Source organism: Alistipes sp. cv1 (genome assembly GCF_900240235.1).
GTDB lineage: Bacteria > Bacteroidota > Bacteroidia > Bacteroidales > Rikenellaceae > Alistipes_A > Alistipes_A hominis.
The window spans coordinates 98,505-119,032 of the sequence record NZ_OEPW01000007.1; the positions used below are offsets into that span (position 1 = coordinate 98,505).

Genomic DNA, 20,528 nt, shown 5'->3' on the forward strand with positions numbered 1-20,528 from the left:
GAATAAAGCTGCCCTACGAGAGGGCAGCCTATTCCGTCGGTAACCCGGAAAATTACTTCCTGAGTTCCAGAGCTTTTACTACGGCTCTATATCTTTCAATATCAACCTTTTTCAAATAATCAAGAAGCTGACGGCGTTTTCCGACCAGACGCAGCAGCGAGCGCTGCGTACCGAAGTCTTTCTTGTTTTTTTTGAGGTGCTCGGTGAGGTGGTTGATACGGTAAGAAAATAACGCTACCTGGCTCTCGGGAGAACCGGTGTCGGTATTAGACTTTCCGTAGGTTGCAAAAAGCTCCTGCTTTTTGTCTGCATTTAAATAACCCATTGTTTTGAATTTAAAAGGTTTGTATTCCGCCTTGGCTACCCTCCTTCCTCAAAAGAGAGTCTTCTCAAAGCGACTGCAAATCTAACGTTTTTTTACGAAGCAACCAACTAATAATCAAAGAAAGATCGCATTTTTTACAGAAAATCCGTTTTCGGCGACCGAGGGGAGATCGTTTCAGGATTCCGAAGGGTCTGAAAAGTCCTGTTTGCAATAGAGTTGCCCGTTCCCGACGCGTACGACCCGCACTTTTTCGCCCCGTCCGATAAAAAGTCCGTTTTCGGCGACCGCATCGTAATAAATCCCGTCGAGCACGATCTTTCCGGACGGACGCAGAACGGCGGTGACCGTCCCGGTGCGGCCGACCAGGCCGTCCTGCGGCAACCGGTGGCCGACATAACCCTGTTCGGGAGTCAGGTCGGTCGTCAGCACGATCCGGCTGCGCAACCGCGAATCGCCCGTCAAAAAGCGGCGGCCGAAATAAAGCGCGGCGACGAATGCCGCGACGGAACCGACGATAACGACCAGAAACGGCCGGACGATCCGCCCGGCGGACAGTTCTCCGGAAAAGACGTGCCGCAAAACATCGTTGTCAATCGCGGCGAACGCAAGCCCCGTCACAACCGCCACGATCCCGGCGATCCCCGCAATGCCGAACCCCGGCAGCACGAAAATCTCGACGGCGATCAGCAGCAGCCCGACGACAAAAAGGATCGGTTCCCAATTCTGCACCATCCCCTCGAGGTAAAGCGGCGAAAAATAAAGCACGGCTCCGAGCACGGCGGCAACCAGCGGGAAACCCACTCCGGGGGTCTGCAACTCGAAGTAGATCCCGCCGACGATCAGCATGATGAAAATTCCCTGCGCGAACGGGTTCATCAACCAGCCGAGCACGCGGTCGAGCGTCGTCGGATTGTATTCATGAAGCGTATAATCGACGACTCCGGCATTCGACAGCACCTCGGCGACCGAAACGGCCTTGCCTTCGCTGTAATGCCGGGCGAGGGCCTCGTCGGCCGTCAGCGTCAGGACGCCGACCGTCGTACTGTCCCCGGCGGTCGTCCCGACCATCGCTTCGGCGATCGCCGGATCGCGCCGCCAGCGCCAGACGGTATCCGTTCCGTCTACCCGCTCCACGACCTTGCCGTGGGCTTCGGCTGTCGACCGCATTGTCGCGCGCATGAAACTCTGGTACTTGTCCGGCATCGGCCGCCCCTGCTGATCGACCACCGACGCGGCGCCGATATTGCCGCCCGGACGAATGTAAATGCGATCGGCCGCCAGCGCGATCAACGCGCCGGCCGAAGCGGCCTGGTTGTCGATCCACACCCATACCGGAATCCGGGAATTGAGCAGCATCGTGCGGATCGAATCGGCCGCCGCGACGACTCCGCCGTACGTATTCATTTGGATAACCACCAGGTCGGCTCCCATCTCGTCCGCCTGCGCGAGGCATTTCCCGGTCAGCCGTTCGACCGACGGCATGATGTCTTCGCGGATCGGGAAGGTATAGACCAACTTCCGCCCCGTAGAATCGGCCGCGCGCCCGGAAAACGTCCCGAGCAACAGCGCCAAAACGATCCCGACGTATTTCATCCGGTTTGTTCTCATAGGCATGAAGACTGTAAAGTTCATATTTCGGACACTCCTAAAGCCATTTCTTCCACCGGAAAAACAGGTACGTAAGCGCAGACACGAGCACCATCAGCCCCAGCGCGAACTCATAGCCGTACTGCCAGCGCAACTCCTGGATGCTCTCGAAATTCATTCCGTAGATGCTGGCGATCATCGTCGGAGGCATGAAAAACAGCGCGGCGACGGTAAAGATCTTGGTCACGTTACTCTGTTCGATATTAATCAGACCGAGCGCGGTATCCTGCATGTAGTCGAGCCGTTCGGAACTGAAATCGGCATGATTGATCAGCGAATTGACGTCCTTGATCATCAGTTGCAGCTTCGGATAGATGTCGTTCGGGAAACGTTCGCTGCGCAGGATGCCCGACAGGATACGCTGCCGGTCGAAGATGTTTTCGCGGATCAACATCGTATTCTCCTGCATGTGGCTGATCTGCTTGAGGGTTTCCTTGTCGATATGTTCGCTGAGGTTCATGTTTTTGCTCAGCGTGGCGATGTTTTTGGCCAGGGCTTCGACCAAGTCGGCATCGAAATCGATCCGCACCTCGAGGATCGAGATCAGCAGGTGGTAGCCGGTCGAGTAGGCCCGGTAGTTCATCTGCAGCCGTTTCGCGCTTTCGGTAAACGTCCTGAATTCGCTGGTGCGCACCGACACCAACACGCCTTCGGTAATGATGAACGAAACGGGCTCGATACTGAACGCCTCGGGATTCGGAATGAAAAAGTTCGAATTGCAGATGATCGCATTCTCGGTTTCCGAATATTTGGACGAACTCTCGATCTCCTCGACCTGCTGACGCGTCTGTAGGTTGATCTCCAAAAAGTTCTCCACGGCTTTCTGCTCTTTGATCGTCGGAGAAAGCAGGTCGATCCACAAAATATCGTCGTAACCGAGATCGTCGAAAAGCCTGACGTCCGCGTTGCGAACGATTTTGTTATATTGCTTCAGGTAAATAGTAATCATTGTTCTTGAGCTTTAGAGGGTGAATAGTCGGGTCGCTTCCGTCCCCTCCGGGGGCGCGTCAACCGGAAGTTCAACCGGGATTGATCGGAGGGTCGATCTTCCTGCCCTCCTGCCAGTAAAGCGCCGTCGCACGGCGCTTCTGCTCATCAAAAACAAAATCGATATTCCGCGTCAGGTAATCGTAAGCATAACTTCTGTCGCCGTAACCGTAACAAGCGATCGCTTCGGGAATGTGCCGGACGCCGTAATCGAGCGCCTCGGCGAGCCGTTCGACGGTCCGGTCGTCCACGCCGGAACGCGCCACCCACGCCGCGAAAGCGAAAGGAAGCCCCGTCATTTCACGCCATGCGTCGGCCAGATCGTAACGATACCGGAACTTTTCCTCATGGTCGAACACCTTGTCGCCGATGATCAGATACCCCGTCCGCGGCTGCGGAGCGTTCAGTGCAGAGAAATCTTTCAGTTCTTTCCATTCGGGACGGATCCCCCACAACTTCGACGCGAGGATGCGCGCCAGTCTCACCGAAGTCAGCGAATGGCTGTCGAGATAAATCGTATCGAGCCGATCCAGCGGAGAATCAGCCGCCAACACCACCGTGCGAACCGAACGGCTCGCACCGATGCAGAACGGCGTAACGATGCGGATATCGGGAATCGACGGGACGGCCGCTACGGGAATCAGCGCGATTTCCGCGCCGCCGTCGCGCAACAGGGAAGCGCATCCCCGGGGCGGGGAGAGCAAAAGATCGGCATACAGGTCAATTCCCGCATGCTCGATACCATATATAAAAGGTATGGTATTGAGGTAAGATACCGCAACTATTCGGTTCCGCATCATCATCCATACAGCTTCAAAATTCGTTGAACAATATCCGCACCGCCTTCAAACGGATGCGGGTCAGGCTGTTGGCAGAGTGCTTTCTCGGTGACAAACCACTTTCCCGTGACGCGAAGGTAACCAAAAAACGGCAATGTACAAGGCGCGGCGACAAAAAAAAGAGACGCCGTCCGCAATGGACGGCGTCTCGGGGTCGAAACGGACGGACGGTTAGCATTGAACTTTGCCGGCCGATCCCAGTACATTAATCAGTTTGTGTTCGTACAATTTTTTCAGGCTTTCGCGGGCCGGGCCCAGGTATTTGCGCGGGTCAAACTCGGCCGGCTTGGTAGCCAGCACTTCACGAACGGCAGCGGTCATCGCCAGACGGCCGTCGGAGTCGATGTTGATCTTGCAAACGGCGCTTTCGGCAGCCTTGCGGAGCTGTTCTTCGGGAATACCGATCGCATCTTTCAGCGCGCCGCCGTATTTGTTGATAACGGCGACCAGATCCTGCGGAACCGACGAAGATCCGTGCAACACGATCGGGAAGCCAGGAATGCGCTTTTCGATCTCCTGAAGAATATCGAAACGCAACGGGGGCGGAACCAGAACGCCGTTGGCGTCGCGGGTGCACTGCTCCGGCGTAAATTTATTGGCGCCGTGCGACGTTCCGATCGAGATAGCCAGCGAATCGACGCCGGTACGCGATACGAAATCGACTACCTGGTCGGGTTCGGTGTAGGTGTGGTGTTCGGCCTTCACGTCGTCCTCGATACCGGCCAGTACGCCGAGCTCGCCTTCGACGGTCACGTCGAACTGGTGCGCGTAGTCGACCACTTTCTTGGTCAGCGCGATATTCTCTTCGTAGGGCAGGTGCGAACCGTCGATCATCACCGACGAGAAACCCATGTCGATGCACGACTTGCAGAGTTCGAACGAATCGCCGTGGTCGAGGTGCAGCACGATCTGCGGATGAGCGCAACCCAGTTCCTTGGCATATTCCACCGCACCCTGAGCCATATAACGAAGCAGGGTCTGATTGGCATACTTACGGGCACCGCTCGACACCTGCAGGATCACCGGCGATTTCGTTTCGACGGTAGCCTGAATAATGGCCTGCATCTGCTCCATGTTATTGAAGTTGAATGCAGCGATGGCGTATTTGCCCTCGATGGCCTTTTTAAACATCTCTCTCGTGTTCACAAGACCCAAATCTTTGTAATTTACCATGACAACTTATTTTTAGGTTAACAAATTCGGAAATTCTCCGTTTACGGCGGCCGCCTCGCAACGTCGTTGCGCCGACCGTCCGTCCGGCGCAATCGCATCCGGACGCTTTCCCGGTCGATTCCGTCCGATCCGGGTTTCAAATTTAATCATTTTCCGGCGCAATCCGACGAGTTTCGTAAAAAAATTTAAAATTCCCGTTCGCCGAATCCGCAGCGGACTTACAACCGGGCACGCAGCAATTTGCCCTCGTCCTCGTAACCCGGCTTGCCGAGCAGCGCGAACATATTCTTCTTGTACGCCTCCACGCCCGGCTGATCGAACGGATTGACGCCCAACGTATAACCGCTGATACCGCATGATTTTTCGAAGAAGTAGAGCAGGGCGCCGAGGTAGTACTCGTTCAACTCGGGAATTTCGATCCGGATATTCGGCACACCGCCGTCCACGTGGGCCAGCATCGTCCCCATCTCGGCCATCAGATTCACTTCGCCGATCCGTTTGCCGGCCAGGTAGTTCAGTCCGTCCAGGTTATCCGGATCGGAATCGATCTTCAGACTGTGCCGCGGCTTTTCGACGCTGATAACCGTCTCTATCAGCGTGCGTTCGCCCTGTTGGATATACTGTCCCATCGAGTGCAGGTCGGCGGTCAGCGTCACGCTGGCCGGGAAGATACCTTTGCCTTCTTTCCCTTCGCTCTCCCCGTAAAGCTGCTTCCACCATTCGGACACGTACTGGAGCCTCGGATCGTAGCTGGCCAGTATCTCGATCTTATACCCCTTTTTGTACAACGCGTTCCGCGCAGCCGCATACTGAACGGCCGGATTTTCGTCGAACGGAACGTCGGCAGCCGTCATTTTCGCCATATCCTGCGCGCCGCGCACCAATTCGCCGATGTTGATTCCGGCAACGGCCAGCGGCAGCAAGCCGACCGGCGTCAGCACCGAATAGCGTCCGCCGATGTCGTCCGGAATCACGAACGTAGCGTAGCCCTCCTGCGTGGCCAGCGTCCGCAGTGCGCCGCGTTTGGCATCGGTCACGGCAACGATCCGTTTGGCGGCTTCCGCTTTGCCATAACGGGTCTCGATCTCCTCTTTGACGATCCGGAAAGCAACGGCCGGCTCGGTCGTCGTCCCGGACTTGGAGATCACGATGGCAGCCAGCTTGTACGGCTTCGTAGCGGCCAGCAGCTCATACAGATAGTCCTCGCTGAGATTCTGCCCGGCGAACAGCACGATCGGCTTATCCTGTTTCTTGTGCAGCAGTTGGAACGGATCGCTCATGGCTTCCAGCACGGCTTTCGCCCCGAGGTAAGAGCCCCCGATCCCGATCACCACGATCACTTCGGCCAGCGAAGCCAGCGATTTCGCGCAATCGTTAACGGCGTCCAGTTGGGCGGGGGTAATCTGCTCGGGCAGGTCCACCCACCCCAGAAAATCGTTCCCGTCGCCGCTGCCGTCGGACAACATGCGGTTCGACACTTCGACCCGTTCTTTTATCAATTCGAGATCCACGGGTTCGAGAATCCCGTAGATTTTGTCGATAGAAACTTTAATAATACTCATGATAATTATGTTTTGATGGATTTTACATGCCTTTACAGCAGCCGTCCGGTCAACCGGCCGACCGAGACCGACGGCGAAGCGCCGTCATAGAGAACGTCGTACACCATCCGCGCAATCGGCATATCCACGCCGCGCTGCCGGTTGATTTTCATAATGCATTCGGCCGCGTAATACCCTTCGGCCACCATGCTCATCTCCATCTGCGCCGAATGCACCGAATAGCCCTTGCCGATCATCAGTCCGAACCGACGGTTGCGACTGAACTGCGAATAGGAAGTAACCAACAGGTCGCCCAGATAAGCCGATGCGAACGTATTCCGGTTGCTGGGATAAGTCTGCGACATGAAACGCGACATCTCCATCGCCCCGTTCGAAATCAGCACGGCCAGAAAATTATCCCCGTAACCGAGGCCGACCGCGATCCCGACCGCAATCGCATAAATATTTTTCAGCACGGAAGCATATTCTATGCCGTATATGTCGGTCGAATGACCGACGTTTATATAATCGGTCCGAATTTTATCGCCCAGGATGCGCGAGTTTTCGAGCGTCTTGCAAACGACCGTCAGGTAGGAGAGCCGTTCGAGCGCCACCTCTTCGGCATGGCACGGGCCGGACACGATCCCGATCTGATCGAACGGAACGTCGTACCGGCGGTTGACGTACTCGGCCACCGTGATCAGATCGTCGGGAACGATGCCTTTGATCGCAGAGACGATGAATTTATCGCCGAGCGGTTCGGTCAGGGGTTCGAGCGTCGTTTTCAGGTAAACGGACGGAGCTGCCAGCACGACGATCTCCGCATCGCGCGCCACCTCGTCGAGACTGTCCGACAGGTGCAGGCTCCCCGGATCGAAACGGACGTCCCGCAGGTAGCGCGGGTTGGTCCCGTGCTTACGCACATGCTCCAGGACATCCCGGTTGCGGATGTACCAGCCGACGTTCCGTTCGTTTTCGAGAAGTATCTTGACCAGAGCCGTAGCCCAACTGCCGTGACCGACCACCGCACACCGCGCGTTCCGATCGATGTTGTACGCCATGATTTTATTCGCTTTCAAACCACAAATTTACAAATTATTTAAAATTTTCGCTATTCCGGAGCCGTTTTATCCGGAAACAGCCGCATAAATCGCACCCGGAACCGCACCGCCACCGCCCGGCGACCAAAAACTTCATTTTACGGACCGTCCGCCGCACCGGCAAAACGGCCGGAAACAAAAAAAAGAGACACAATCCATTTTTTGAAGTATAAACTCAAGCTGTAAACTCTTTTTTTGTATCTTTGTACGATTGATAAATACTAAACCATACAAGACGGTGAAAAAGATAAAAGGAGCACTTATTTCGGTCTACTACAAAGACGGCCTGGAACAGATTGTCAGAAAATTAGCGGAGGACGGCGTAACGATCTATTCGACCGGCGGAACCCTTTCGTTCATCGAGGGACTCGGTCTGAAAGCCGTGTCGGTCGAGAGCCTGACGGGGTATCCGTCGATCCTCGGCGGACGCGTGAAAACGCTCCATCCGAAAGTTTTCGGAGGGATCCTCTCCCGCCGCGACAATCCGCAGGACGCCGAACAGACCGCTCAATACGAGATCCCGGAAATCGACGCGGTGATCGTCGACCTCTATCCCTTCGAACAAACCGTCGCTTCGGGGGCCGAAGAGCAGGCCGTGATCGAAAAAATCGACATCGGGGGCATCTCGCTGATCCGCGCCGCAGCGAAAAACTTCAAGGACGTGGTGATCGTACCGTCGGTCGACCAATACGCCGAATTCTACGAAATCATTACCGCCCAACAATGCGCTACGACGCTCGAACAGCGCCGTCGTTTCGCAGCCTATGCGTTCGACGTCAGCTCGCACTACGATTCGGCCATCTTCAACTATTTCAACCGCCAAGAACAGATCGGCTCGTTCAAGCTGAGTTTCAACGGCGGAACGCCGCTGCGCTACGGGGAGAATCCCCACCAGTCGGCCGTCTTCTACGGCGACCTCGAACGACTGTTCGACAAACTGCACGGCAAGGACATCTCGTACAACAACATGCTCGACATCGACGCGGCGATCAACCTGATCGAAGAGTTCGACGAACCGACCTTCGTAATCATGAAACACAACAACGCCTGCGGCGTGGCGACGCGCCCGACGCTGTCCGAAGCGTGGAAAGACGCGCTGGCCGGCGACCCGGTTTCGGCTTTCGGCGGCGTGCTGATCTGTAACCGCGAAGTGGATGCGACGACCGCCGAAGAGATCAACAAGCTTTTCTTCGAAGTGATCCTGGCGCCCTCGTACACCGACGAGGCGCTCGCCGTCCTGGAATGCAAGAAAAACCGCATCATTCTGCGGCTGAAAGATACGACGCGCTGTCCGAAACAGTTCCGTTCGCTGCTGAACGGCGTAGCGGTGCAGGATCGCGACCTGAAAGTCGGAGGCGTAGACGGCGAACCGCGCTACGCGACCGAGAAACAGGCCGCGCCCGAACAGCTCAAAGACTTGATCTTCGCGAACAAGATCGTAAAACATTCCAAGAGCAACGCGATCGTACTGGCCAAGGCCGGTATGCTGATCGCCAGCGGCATCGGCCAAACCTCGCGCGTGGATGCGCTGAAACAGGCCATCGCGAAAGCCAAAAGTTTCGGGTTCGACCTGACGGGGGCCGTGATGGCGTCGGATGCGTTCTTCCCGTTCGGCGACTGCGTCGAAATCGCCCACAAGGAGGGCATCGACGCCGTGATTCAGCCGGGCGGCTCGGTACGCGACCAGGAGAGCATCGACTACTGCAACGCGAACGGCATGGCAATGTTGTTCACCGGTCTCAGACATTTCAAGCACTAACAAACCCTCTCACTATAAAGACCTAACGATTATGGGCTTATTTTCATTGACACAGGAGTTGGCCATCGACCTCGGCACGGCCAACACGATCATAATCAGCAACGGGAAAATCGTCGTGGACGAGCCGTCGATCGTGGCGCTCGACCAGCATACCGGCAAGGCGATGGCGATCGGCAAAAAAGCGCGCCAGATGCACGGCAAAACCCATCAGAATATCAAGACGGTACGCCCGTTGAAAGACGGCGTGATCGCCGATTTCAACGCCGCGGAGATCATGCTGCGCGGTCTGATCAAAATGGTCAAGAGCAACGGACGGCTGTTCAGTCCGTCGCTGAAAATGGTGATCTGCATCCCGTCCGGCTCGACCAACGTGGAGATCCGGGCCGTGCGCGATTCGGCCGAACACGCCGGCGGCCGCGAAGTGTATATGATCTACGAACCGATGGCCGCCGCGCTCGGCGCCGGACTCGACGTCGAAGCCCCCGAAGGCAACATGGTAGTCGACATCGGAGGCGGTACGACCGAAATCGCTTGCATCTCGCTCGGAGGAATCGTCTGCAGCGAGAGTATCAACGTTGCCGGAGACGTCTTTACCGAAGACATACAGACCTATATCCGTCAGCAGCACAACATGCGCATCGGCGAACGGACGGCCGAGGACATCAAGATCGCGGTCGGGGCAGCGCTGTCGGAATTGGAGGAAGAGCCTGAAGACTTCGAAGTGACGGGGCCGAACATCCTGACGTCGTTGCCGTCGGTACTGAGCGTCTCGTACAGCGAAATGGCCTACGCGCTCGAAAAATCGCTCGTCAAAATCGACGCGGCAATTATGAAGGTACTCGAAATGGTTCCGCCCGAATTGTATGCCGACATCGCCCGAAACGGGATTTACCTCGCCGGCGGCGGAGCGTTGCTCAAAGGGCTCGACCGGAGGCTGTCCGAGAAAACCAATATCCCGTTCCACATCGCCGAAGACCCGCTGCGCGCCGTAGCGCGGGGCACGGGCATTGCGCTGAAGAACATCGGACGTTTTTCGTTCTTGATGCGATAACCCTTTAACACGAACCGCCGCAAGAGAATGATCAAGTTTTTCCTGTTCATCAAGAAGATCCATTTCGTATTGATCTTCATCATTCTCGAAGCGTTTGCGATACACTATTACGCAAACAGCACCAGCTACACGAAAGCGAAGCTGATTACCGCCTCCAACTATGTTGTAGGCGGTATCTATTCGCAGATATCGGGACTGAACAGCTACCTGCACCTGAAAAAGGAGAATGCAGCGCTGACTGCCCGGGTAGCACTGCTGGAAAACGAACTCGACGGTTTGCGGCGCGACGGCAGCGACCCGGCCGTACCGCCGGACTCGCTGCTTTTCACCGAAGATTCTGTCGCCGGCCGACGGCAGTTCGCTTACTTCCCGGCTCGGGTCATCAACAACTCGATCATCCGGCAGGAGAACTACATCACGCTGAACCGCGGCGTCGAAGACGGCTTGCAGCCCGATATGGCGGTCGTGGCCGACAGGGGCATCGCGGGTTACGTAATGAACTGTTCGGATCATTTCGCCGTGTGTATGTCGGTGCTGAACCGCGGCTTCAAAACGAGCGGAAAGATCAAAGGAACCGACTATTTCGGATCGGTTTCGTGGGACGGCGCGAGTTACGAATACGTCATGCTGACCGAAATCGCAAAATACGCGCAGATCCATGTCGGCGACACGATCGTGACGACCTCGCACTCGTCACGGTTTCCGCCGGGACTCATGATCGGCACGGTGGCGGACTTCGAACTGAACAACGCGACCTATTACGACGTCCGGGTAAAACTGCATACCGACATCGCCGCACTGAACAACGTAGTGGTGATCAAATACCTGGACGCCGAAGAGCGCGAAACGCTGGAAAACGACGTTTCGATGACTTCGGCCGCTGTGCAATAAAGCGGCCAAACACACTGCAAACGACGAAGAAACGATGTACAGAACGCTGGAATATACGATCCTATTCGTGGTAATGGCCCTGTTGCAGGTTTTCCTGTTCAGCCGGATCGGGGTCAGCGTCTACATTCATCCGCTGGCCTACGTCGCCTTTATCATCCTGCTGCCGATGGAGATCGCGCCGCTGCTGTTGCTGACGCTCGGACTGTTGATGGGCGTCACGATGGACGTTTTCATGGGAACGGCCGGAATCAACACGATCGCCACGCTGTTCGTCGCATTCTGCCGCCCGACGCTGCTGAACCTGCTGGCCGGCAAAGACGAGGTGAAGGACGGCGGAATTCCGAACGTCAACCGGCTCGGGATCAAAAAATTCATCAAATACGCCTCCTTCATGGTGCTGCTGCACAGCACGGTATTCTTTATTTTCGAAACGCTGTCGCTGCACTTCTTCTACCTTACGCTGCTGCGGATCCTCCTGAGTTCGGCGGTTACGCTGCTGCTGGTGTATTTCTGCCAACGCCTGTTCTCGGTCAACCGTCAAAAACCGTAACGCCGTGGATACCCCCCGCCGAATCAAAACCTTACAGGGAGTCGTCATCGTCATCGCGGCGATCGTCCTGCTGCGGTTGTTCTATATCCAGGTGCTCGACGGCAGCTACAAGACGAATGCAGACAACAACGTCCTGCGCTACATGGTGCAGTACCCGCCCCGGGGCGAAGTTTACGACCGAAACGGACGCTTCCTGGTACAGAGCAAAGAGGCTTACGACCTGATGGCGACCCCGCGCGAAGTGCGGCCGTTCGACACCGCGCTGATGAGCCGCATCCTGGGCGTACCGGTCGAACAGATCCGCAAGGAGCTGATCAAAGCGTCCAATTTCTCGCGCCGTAGGGCGTCGGTCATCGTCAAACAGTTGCCCAAAGAGACCAAACTGCGCCTCGAAGAGCACCAATTCCCCGGATTCTTCACCGTTTACCGCACCGTCCGGTCGTACCCGACTAAAATGGCGGGCAACCTGCTGGGATACGTCGGCGAAGTGGACGACCGGATCCTGGAACGCGACCCGTACTACCGCAGCGGCGACTACATCGGGCGCAGCGGCATCGAACAGGCCTACGAAGAAGTGCTGCGCGGAGAGAAAGGAGTGAAAATCGAAATGGTGGACGTGCACGGTATCCCGAAAGGCTCCTATGCGAACGGTATTTACGACACGCTGCCGTCTCCGGGCGTGGCGATCACCTGTACGATCGACGCGCGGCTGCAAGCGCTGGCCGAAGAGTTGATGGAAGGCAAAGTGGGCAGCGTCGTCGCGATCGAGCCGGAAACGGGCGAAATCCTCGTGATGGCCAACAGTCCGACCTACGACCCGGACGAACTGGTGGGCCGCGATCGCGGCAACAACTACATGAAACTGCTCAACGACCCGCGGCGGCCGCTTTACAACCGCGCGGTCATGTCGTTCTACCCCCCCGGTTCAACGTTCAAAGTGATCCAGGGACTCATTGGAATGCAGGAGGGCGTGCTGTCGCCGTCGCAAACCTATCCCTGTCACGGAGGATACCCGTACGGGCGCGGCGTCAAATGCCACGCGCACGGATCGCCGCTCGACCTGGAGGCAGCCATCGCGAACTCCTGCAACGCCTACTTCTGCTACGTTTTCCGGAATATCATCGAAAACAAAAAATACAAAAACATCGAGGAAGGTTTCGGCGTGTGGGCGGACTATGTTCGCAGTTTCGGGTACGGCCGCAAACTCGGAACGGACTTTACCGGCGAACTGAACGGGAACGTCCCCTCCTCCGAATTTTACGACAAGGCCTACCGGGGCCGATGGAACGGACTGACCGTGATCTCGCTGTCGATCGGGCAGGGCGAGCTGGGCTGCACCCCGTTGCAGATGGCCAACATGGTGGCTACGGTCGCCAACCGGGGCCATTACCGCACTCCGCACGTGGTCAAGCGGATACACGACCGCGACTCGATCGACGCGCGGTTCTACGTCAACCACACCACCCGGGTGGACGCCCGCTGGTTCGAACCGATCGTCGAAGGGATGTACCAAGCGGTCAACGGCGGCGGAACGGGCCGGATCGCGATGGTGCCGGGCCTGGATATCTGCGGCAAGACCGGTACGGCTCAGAATCCGCACGGGGCCGACAACAGCACATTCTTTTGCTTCGCCCCGCGAAACAACCCGAAGATAGCCGTCTCGGTCTACATCGAAAACGGGGGATTCGGCGCCACCGTCGCAGCCCCGATCGCCAGCCTGCTGACCGAGCTTTACCTCACCGATACGATCCAGCGCGCGCCGCTGGTGGAATACGTCAAAAACAAACAGATCGCCTACCCGTATTATGAGAGACAACAGCGAAAATAGACTCGCCGTGGGCGGCGTGGACTGGGTGGCGGTGCTGGCATACGTTCTGCTGGTGCTGATGGGCTGGCTGAATATTTACGCCGCCGTCTACGACGACGCGCATGCCAGCATCTTCGACGTCGGCCAGCGTTACGGGATGCAACTGGTCTGGATCGGGGCGTCGGCATTCATCGCGGTGTCGATCCTGCTGATCGACGACAAGTATTACCACGTGCTGGCCTACCCGCTGTATTGGATCATGATCCTGGTACTGGTCGGCGTGCTGCTGTTCGGCAAGGAGGTCAACGGCGCGAAAGCGTGGATCATGCTGGGCCCGGTGGCGATCCAGCCGACCGAGTTCGCGAAATTCACCACCGCGCTGGCGCTGGCCCGTTACATGAGTTCCTACACGTTCGACATCCGCAAGCCGGGCGATCTACTGCGCGCGGGCATGATCGTCGGACTGCCGGTGCTGATCGTAATCCTGCAGAACGACACCGGTTCGGCCCTCGTATACGGCTCGTTCCTGTTCATGTTTTACCGCGAAGGGTTCAACGGCTGGGTCTACGTGGCGCTGATCATGATTATCTCGCTGTTCGTCTTTTCGTTCCTGCTCGAACCGGTCACGCTGCTGATCGTGCTGATCCTCGTCTGCGCGATCGGCGAAGGGGTGTCGAACGGCAACTGGAAAAGCAAAGTCATCTACCTGGCCGGATTGGCGCTCGGCTCGATCCTGCTCTACCTGCTGTTCAACGCCGTCCTGCGGATCGGCATGAGCTGGCACACGGCCATTTTGATCGCCGCCGTGCTGTCGGTCGGAGCCGTGGTCGCCTACGCTTACCGGTACAAAATACACAATATACTGACGTTCATCTTGCTCTTCTTCGGATCGCTCGGATTCACCTACACGATCGATTACGTTTTCCAGCACCTACAGATACACCAACAAAAGCGAATCCTCGATCTGCTGGGCCTGGAATCCGACCTGAAAGGCTGGGGCTACAACGTAAACCAGTCGAAAATCGCGATCGGATCGGGCGGTTTCAGCGGCAAAGGCTTTCTCGAAGGGACGCAAACGAAATTCAATTTCGTCCCCGAACAAAGTACCGACTTCATCTTCTGCACGGTCGGCGAAGAGTGGGGATTCCTGGGCAGCGCCGTCATCGTCGTCCTGTTCACCGTCCTGATCCTGCGGATCATCCGGATGGGCGAGCGTCAGATGGAACCCTTCGGCCGGATCTATTGCTACTGCGTGGCGTCGATCTTTCTGTTCCACGTAGCGGTCAATATCGGCATGACGATTGGTATCATGCCGGTAATCGGCATTCCGTTGCCGTTTTTCAGCTATGGCGGCTCGTCGCTGATCGCCTTCACGATCCTGCTCTTCGTAGCGATCAAGCTGGACGCATCCAAACACGAACTGTTAACATAACCCTAATCAGCCATACACCATGTCGAATTCCCTGAAAGGACTCACGCAGGACGAAGTAATCCGAAGCCGCGAACAATACGGCGCCAACCTGCTCACCCCGCCGAAACGCAAATCGCTGTGGCGCCTGTTCATCGAAAAATTCAACGATCCGGTCATCCGCATCCTGCTGGTGGCGGCCGCGCTGTCGCTCGGAATCGGTTTCATACATAATGAATTCGCCGAAGCGATCGGCATTTTCTGCGCGATCTTCCTGGCTACCGGCGTCGCATTCTGGTTCGAATACGACGCGATGAAGAAATTCGACGTGCTGAACAGCACCAACGACGACACGCCGGTGAAAGCCGTCCGCGACGGAGCCGTCGCCGAGATCCCGAAAAAAGAGGTCGTGGTCGGCGACATCGTCCTACTCGAAAGCGGCGAAGAGGTGCCTGCCGACGGAATTCTGCAGGAAGCCGTGTCGCTGAAGATCAACGAATCGACGCTGACCGGGGAACCGCAGATCGGCAAAACGACCGACCCGGCCCATTTCGACAAAGAATCGACTTATCCGTCCGACCACGTCATGCGCGGAACGACCGTGGTCGAAGGCCATGGCGTCATGCAGGTGACCGCCGTAGGGGACGCCACCGAATTCGGCAAAGTCGCCGAACAAGCTACTGTCGAAAGCGACGAAGAGACCCCGCTGAACCTGCAACTGCAACGCCTGTCGAAGCTGATCGGACGCGTCGGCATCTCGCTGGCGATCGTCACGTTCGCAGCGCTGATCGTCAAAGGTATGCTGACGGGCGACTTGTTGACGGCCGACTGGCTGACAGTCGCAACCGAAGTGTTGCAATACTTCATGGTAGCCGTCACGCTGATCGTCGTGGCCGTGCCGGAAGGACTGCCGATGAGCGTCACGCTGTCGCTCGCGGTCAACATGCGGCGGATGCTCCGTACGAATAACCTCGTCCGGAAAATGCACGCCAGCGAAACGATGGGAGCGATCACGGTGATCTGCACCGACAAGACCGGCACGCTGACCCGCAATGAAATGCGCGTTTACGAAACCAAATTCTCCGAGGACGGGATCGACCCGCTGATCCGCGAAGGAATCGCCGCGAACTCGACCGCCTTCCTGGACGCGAACGGCAAAGTGATCGGCAACCCGACCGAAGGGGCATTGCTGCTGTGGCTCAAAGACCGGAGCGCCGACTACGCCGCGCTGCGCGACGCCGCGGAGACGGTCGATCAAATGACCTTCACCACCGAACGCAAATTCATGGCGACACTGGTCGACTCGGCTTCCGGCAAACGCATTCTCTACATAAAAGGCGCTCCCGAAATCATCCTGGCCAAGTGCGCCGGTTTCGGGGCGAAAGCCGAAGTGGAAAAGCAACTGTCCGCCTACCAGAACATGGCGATGCGGACGCTCGGATTCGCTTACGCCGTATGCGACGGCGTGGATACCTGCGACGAAGCGCTCGAACGCTGCCCGCTGCATTTCATCGGGATCGCCGCCATCTCCGACCCGGTACGCGACGACGTGCCGGCCGCTGTGGCAGAGTGCTTGTCCGCAGGTATCGACGTGAAAATCGTTACCGGCGACACCCCGGCGACGGCCAAAGAGATCGGTCGACAGATCGGCCTGTGGACGGCGGAAGACACCGACCGCAACCACATCTCCGGCTCCGAATTCGCCGCGCTGAGCGACGAGGAACTGCTCGAACGGGTACAGTCGTTGAAGATCATGTCGCGCGCGCGGCCGCTGGACAAACAGCGGCTCGTAAGACTGCTGCAACAAAAAGGGGAAGTGGTGGCCGTCACCGGCGATGGCACGAACGACGCGCCGGCGCTGAATTTCGCGCAGGTCGGACTGTCGATGGGTACCGGAACCTCCGTAGCCAAAGAAGCCAGCGACATCACGCTGCTCGACGACTCGTTCAGCAGCATCGCCACGGCCGTGATGTGGGGCCGCTCGCTGTACCGCAACATCCAGCGGTTCGTACTGTTCCAACTGACGATCAACTTCGTGGCGATCATCATCGTACTGTTCGGCTCGATTTTCGGCAGCGAATTGCCGCTGACCGTCACGCAAATGCTGTGGGTCAACCTGATCATGGACACTTTCGCGGCGCTGGCGCTCGCTTCGCTGCCGCCGAGCCGCAGCGTGATGCGCGAAAAACCGCGCAAAAACAGCGACTTCATCATTTCGCGCCCGATGATGCGCTCGATCGTCGGCGTCGGACTGCTTTTCGTCGCCGTACTGCTCGGCATACTGTACTACTTCGGATCGGCAATCACGATCTACGAGCTCTCCGCATTCTTCACGGTATTCGTCATGCTGCAATTCTGGAACATGTTCAACGCGAAGGGATTCGGCACAACCACCCCGATCTGGAAAGCGGTCGGGGGCTGCGCCCCGTTTTTCGGCGTGCTGCTGCTAATCTTGGCCGGTCAATTCATCATCGTAACCTGGGGCGGAAACGTCTTCCGCACGGTCCCGCTCTCCGGCTGCGACTGGCTGACGATCATCGGAGCCACTTCGCTGGTGATGTGGGGCGGCGAGTTGACCCGCGCGCTGAGTTCCCGCCGCAGGCACACAACGAAATAGACCGGGACGCAGAAGGGCAAGCTATCCGACCCCGGCGCACCCGGGAAACAGGCGTGCGAACCACGATTTTCCGGAAGCGATCCGCACCCCATTGCGGTAACAGGCGCCCGCTTCTTCTGCCGGATAATATCCTTCGAACAGGTCGACGATCAGATCGGCTTCGAACAACGTTTCGAAGCCCAATTCAATGGTTTTTTGCACATTGTGGTGCGAACCGACCACGTCGACGATCCACTGCGCGTCGGCAGAAGCGAACGACCCTTTTCAATATCCGATCTACCCTGTTTTCCATACGCTTCCGTTTAGTCCGGCCGGCAATTCCGGCCCTTTCCGCAAAATTAGGAAAAAGGGTATAAAATTGCATATCACCGTTAAAAAACATACATTTGTCAACTAACCAATCACAAACGCCATGAAAAAACATACTTTCCTGACCGGACTGCTGCGATGGATCGTTGCAGGAGTATTTATTTTTTCGGGGTTTGTCAAAGCCGTCGATCCTTGGGGCACGGCCATCAAGTTCGGAGAATATTTCAACGCCTTCGGAATGGGTTGGCTGTCCGGAGCCGAATACGCCTTTTCGATCCTGCTGTCCGCCTCGGAAATGCTGCTGGGATTCTGCCTGCTGTTCCGTATCCGGGAAAAGAGCGTCACGACACTGTTGACGATCCTGCTCGGATTCTTCACGCTGCTGACTTTCGTACTCGCCCTGTGGAACCCGGTGGCCGACTGCGGCTGTTTCGGCGACTTCGTCAAACTGACCAACTGGCAGACCTTTTTCAAAAACGTAATCCTGCTGCTGCTTACCGTCGTCCTGTGGCGCACGGCTTGGAAACAGCCTTTCAGACAGCACAACCGTTACGCCTCGACAGTCGAATGGAGCATGATCTTTTTCTTCGGACTGCTGTCGTCCGGGATCGGACTGTACAGCCTGCGCCACCTGCCTCCGATCGACTTTTTGCCGTTCCGCATCGGCGTGAACATTCCGTCGCAGCTGGAAGGTTACGGCAACGATACGCAGACAACGCTGATCTACAAGGACCGCACGACCGGACAGCAACGCGAATTCGACCTTGCCGATACGACCTGGTACGACACGCTGCGCTGGGAATACGTCGACACCCGAATCGTAGAAAACAACCGCAAGCGGCGAAGCGAAATCCAGGACTTTTCCGTTTTCAACGCCGACGAGAATTATGCGCCGACGCTGCTGGCTTCGACCCGCGAAGTTTTCCTGATCGCGCTGAACCCGATCGACCGGCCGTTGTCTTCGATATGCAGCCGGCAAATCGAACAAACCGTGCGCTATGCCGTGAAATACAACTACCCGGTCGTATGCGTCACCGCCTCGGCGTTACCCGAAGACGGGAAAATAACTTTCGGCGACAGTCGTATCCCGGTTTACAACATGGACGGCACGACGCTGAAAATGCTGATCCGCGCCCGGGCGGGACTCGTACTACTGAAAGAGGGGACGATCCTCGGCAAATGGAACTGCCGCGACATCCCGAATTTCGAACGGGATTACGACGGCCGGACGCCGCTCGAAACGGTCACCGAACGGCGCGACCGCAACAACCGCATCTGGCCGCTGGGCCTCCTTGCAGCCGCCTTGGCGTTCATTTACGTCGCCTATACGTCACGACGCGTCAAAGAATAATTTTTTTCGAAAGTCGATCCGGAATGTCCGCGGCCCGAAAACCGCGGACATTCTTTTCATAACCGTCCGCCGCCGGACGGCATGGCATGATTTTAGCTGAAGGTCAGCCATATCAGACTATCGCTTATGAATGCCAAACTCATTTTCACCGCCGGCATCCTGGTGTCGCTGCAAAGCTGCGGCCATTCCGGGACACAACCCGCGCAACAAGAGATCCGCCCGGTAAAAGTATACGCCACCCAACCGCTCGGCTCGGTCGACAAGGACTTCGCCGGCATGTCCGTAGCCGACGATATTTCGAACCTGGCTTTCCGGATCTCGGGACAGATCCTAAAGATGAACGTCATCACCGGCCAGAGCGTCAAAAAAGGGGATGTAATCGCCGAGATCAACCCGCGCGAGTATTCGCTGCAAATGGAGGCCGACAAAGCCACCTACCTGACCGCCCGGTCGCAAATGGAGCGAAACAAACGGCTGCTCGAGAAGCAGGCGATCTCCCGCCAGGACTACGAAATGGCCGACGCCGCCTACGTCCGTGCGAAATCCGCTTACGAGAATTCTCAAACGACCCTCGCGGATACCCGACTGCGCGCGCCGTTCGCAGGGGCCGTCGAAAAGAAGTACGTAGACAACTACCAGCAGGTGATGGCCGGCGAACCGGTCGTGCGGCTGGTAAACCCGATCACCGAGAGCGTCATGTTCACGATGCCGGAGAGCGGATTGCAGACATTGAAGATCCCCGGCATCCGGTTCTCGGTAAAATTCGACAATTACCCGGGCGTCACGTTCGGCGCGCGGCTGAAAGAATACGTGCAGACCTCGACGCAGGCGACCGGCATCTCCGTCACGTTGACGCTCGAGGGAGAGAACCTGAAAAAATACGACATCGCTCCCGGCATGTCGTGCATGATCAACCTGCGGGTGAACAATCCCGACCGCCCCGGCCTGACGGCCGTACCGCTGACCGCCGTATTCGAACGCAACGACAGCAACTACGTCTGGACGATAGACCGCGAACGCCGCACCCGGCTGAACCGGGTCGAACTCGGCGAGCCGATCGGCAGCGACATGATCGCCGTCGAGAGCGGATTGCTGCCCGGCGACACGGTCGTCACGGCGGGCATCTACCGGATCAATCCGAACGAAACGGTAAAAATCATCAAATAACCGTAC

Annotated in this window: 17 protein-coding genes; 9 read left to right on the forward strand and 8 right to left on the reverse strand. The window is 57.2% G+C overall.

Annotated elements, in window-relative coordinates:
- Positions 1–52 precede the first annotated feature (52 nt).
- From rpsO to C1A08_RS11325, 7 genes are all read right to left on the reverse strand, one after another.
- Complete coding sequence (gene rpsO / locus C1A08_RS11295; protein WP_055203075.1) at positions 53–325, reverse strand: 30S ribosomal protein S15; 273 nt, start codon at positions 323–325, stop codon at positions 53–55.
- Positions 326–499: 174 nt separating this feature from the next.
- Positions 500–1,939: an NfeD family protein gene (locus C1A08_RS11300; RefSeq protein WP_228385732.1), complete on the reverse strand. Its 1,440-nt coding sequence runs from the start codon at positions 1,937–1,939 to the stop codon at positions 500–502.
- 31 nt (positions 1,940–1,970) lie between these two features.
- The gene (locus C1A08_RS11305; RefSeq protein WP_055203071.1) at positions 1,971–2,921 is read right to left on the reverse strand and encodes a CorA family divalent cation transporter; all 951 of its coding nucleotides are present in this window, start codon (positions 2,919–2,921) and stop codon (positions 1,971–1,973) included.
- Positions 2,922–2,991: 70 nt separating this feature from the next.
- Positions 2,992–3,762, reverse strand: coding sequence for a menaquinone biosynthetic enzyme MqnA/MqnD family protein (locus tag C1A08_RS11310; protein WP_101573558.1), 771 nt, complete (start codon positions 3,760–3,762; stop codon positions 2,992–2,994).
- 207 nt (positions 3,763–3,969) lie between these two features.
- Positions 3,970–4,971 carry a class II fructose-bisphosphate aldolase gene (locus tag C1A08_RS11315; RefSeq protein WP_055203068.1) on the reverse strand — a complete coding sequence of 334 codons (1,002 nt, stop codon included), beginning with the start codon at positions 4,969–4,971 and terminating at the stop codon, positions 3,970–3,972.
- Positions 4,972–5,189: 218 nt separating this feature from the next.
- The gene (locus C1A08_RS11320) at positions 5,190–6,533 is read right to left on the reverse strand and encodes a glucose-6-phosphate isomerase (RefSeq protein ID WP_101573560.1); all 1,344 of its coding nucleotides are present in this window, start codon (positions 6,531–6,533) and stop codon (positions 5,190–5,192) included.
- Between the two features lie 32 nt (positions 6,534–6,565).
- Positions 6,566–7,573, reverse strand: coding sequence for an NAD(P)H-dependent glycerol-3-phosphate dehydrogenase (locus tag C1A08_RS11325; protein ID WP_055203583.1), 1,008 nt, complete (start codon positions 7,571–7,573; stop codon positions 6,566–6,568).
- Between the two features lie 277 nt (positions 7,574–7,850).
- Here C1A08_RS11325 and purH point away from each other — a divergent pair, with 277 nt between their 5' ends.
- Genes purH through C1A08_RS11360 form a run of 7 tightly spaced genes read left to right on the forward strand, consistent with a single transcriptional unit; the run spans position 7,851 to position 17,695 of the window.
- On the forward strand, positions 7,851–9,371 hold the full coding sequence (gene purH / locus C1A08_RS11330) for a bifunctional phosphoribosylaminoimidazolecarboxamide formyltransferase/IMP cyclohydrolase (RefSeq protein WP_055203582.1): 1,521 nt from the start codon (positions 7,851–7,853) through the stop codon (positions 9,369–9,371).
- 31 nt (positions 9,372–9,402) lie between these two features.
- Positions 9,403–10,422: a rod shape-determining protein gene (locus C1A08_RS11335; RefSeq protein WP_055203064.1), complete on the forward strand. Its 1,020-nt coding sequence runs from the start codon at positions 9,403–9,405 to the stop codon at positions 10,420–10,422.
- Between the two features lie 27 nt (positions 10,423–10,449).
- Positions 10,450–11,313 (forward strand): rod shape-determining protein MreC, encoded by an 864-nt coding sequence (gene mreC / locus C1A08_RS11340; protein WP_101573561.1) that lies wholly within the window; start codon positions 10,450–10,452, stop codon positions 11,311–11,313.
- Positions 11,314–11,347: 34 nt separating this feature from the next.
- Complete coding sequence (locus tag C1A08_RS11345) at positions 11,348–11,863, forward strand: hypothetical protein (protein ID WP_055203060.1); 516 nt, start codon at positions 11,348–11,350, stop codon at positions 11,861–11,863.
- Positions 11,864–11,867: 4 nt separating this feature from the next.
- A complete protein-coding gene (gene mrdA / locus C1A08_RS11350) occupies positions 11,868–13,691 on the forward strand; it encodes a penicillin-binding protein 2 (protein WP_055203058.1) in 1,824 nt (607 codons plus the stop codon).
- Positions 13,669–15,102: a rod shape-determining protein RodA gene (gene rodA, locus C1A08_RS11355; RefSeq protein ID WP_101573563.1), complete on the forward strand. Its 1,434-nt coding sequence runs from the start codon at positions 13,669–13,671 to the stop codon at positions 15,100–15,102. The genes mrdA and rodA overlap by 23 nt, the downstream gene beginning before the upstream one ends.
- Positions 15,103–15,121: 19 nt before the next feature.
- Positions 15,122–17,695 (forward strand): calcium-translocating P-type ATPase, PMCA-type, encoded by a 2,574-nt coding sequence (locus C1A08_RS11360; protein WP_101573565.1) that lies wholly within the window; start codon positions 15,122–15,124, stop codon positions 17,693–17,695.
- 21 nt (positions 17,696–17,716) lie between these two features.
- On the opposite strand, the gene C1A08_RS13290 is transcribed toward C1A08_RS11360, so the two are convergent.
- Positions 17,717–17,878, reverse strand: coding sequence for a hypothetical protein (locus tag C1A08_RS13290; protein ID WP_153497711.1), 162 nt, complete (start codon positions 17,876–17,878; stop codon positions 17,717–17,719).
- A 229-nt stretch (positions 17,879–18,107) separates the two neighbouring features.
- On the opposite strand from C1A08_RS13290, the gene C1A08_RS11370 reads away from it, so the two are divergent.
- Entirely contained in the window at positions 18,108–19,355 is a 1,248-nt protein-coding gene (locus C1A08_RS11370; RefSeq protein ID WP_101573569.1) for a BT_3928 family protein, read from the forward strand.
- A gap of 126 nt (positions 19,356–19,481) precedes the next feature.
- Positions 19,482–20,522 carry an efflux RND transporter periplasmic adaptor subunit gene (locus C1A08_RS11375; protein WP_101573571.1) on the forward strand — a complete coding sequence of 347 codons (1,041 nt, stop codon included), beginning with the start codon at positions 19,482–19,484 and terminating at the stop codon, positions 20,520–20,522.
- Positions 20,523–20,528: the final 6 nt, after the last annotated feature.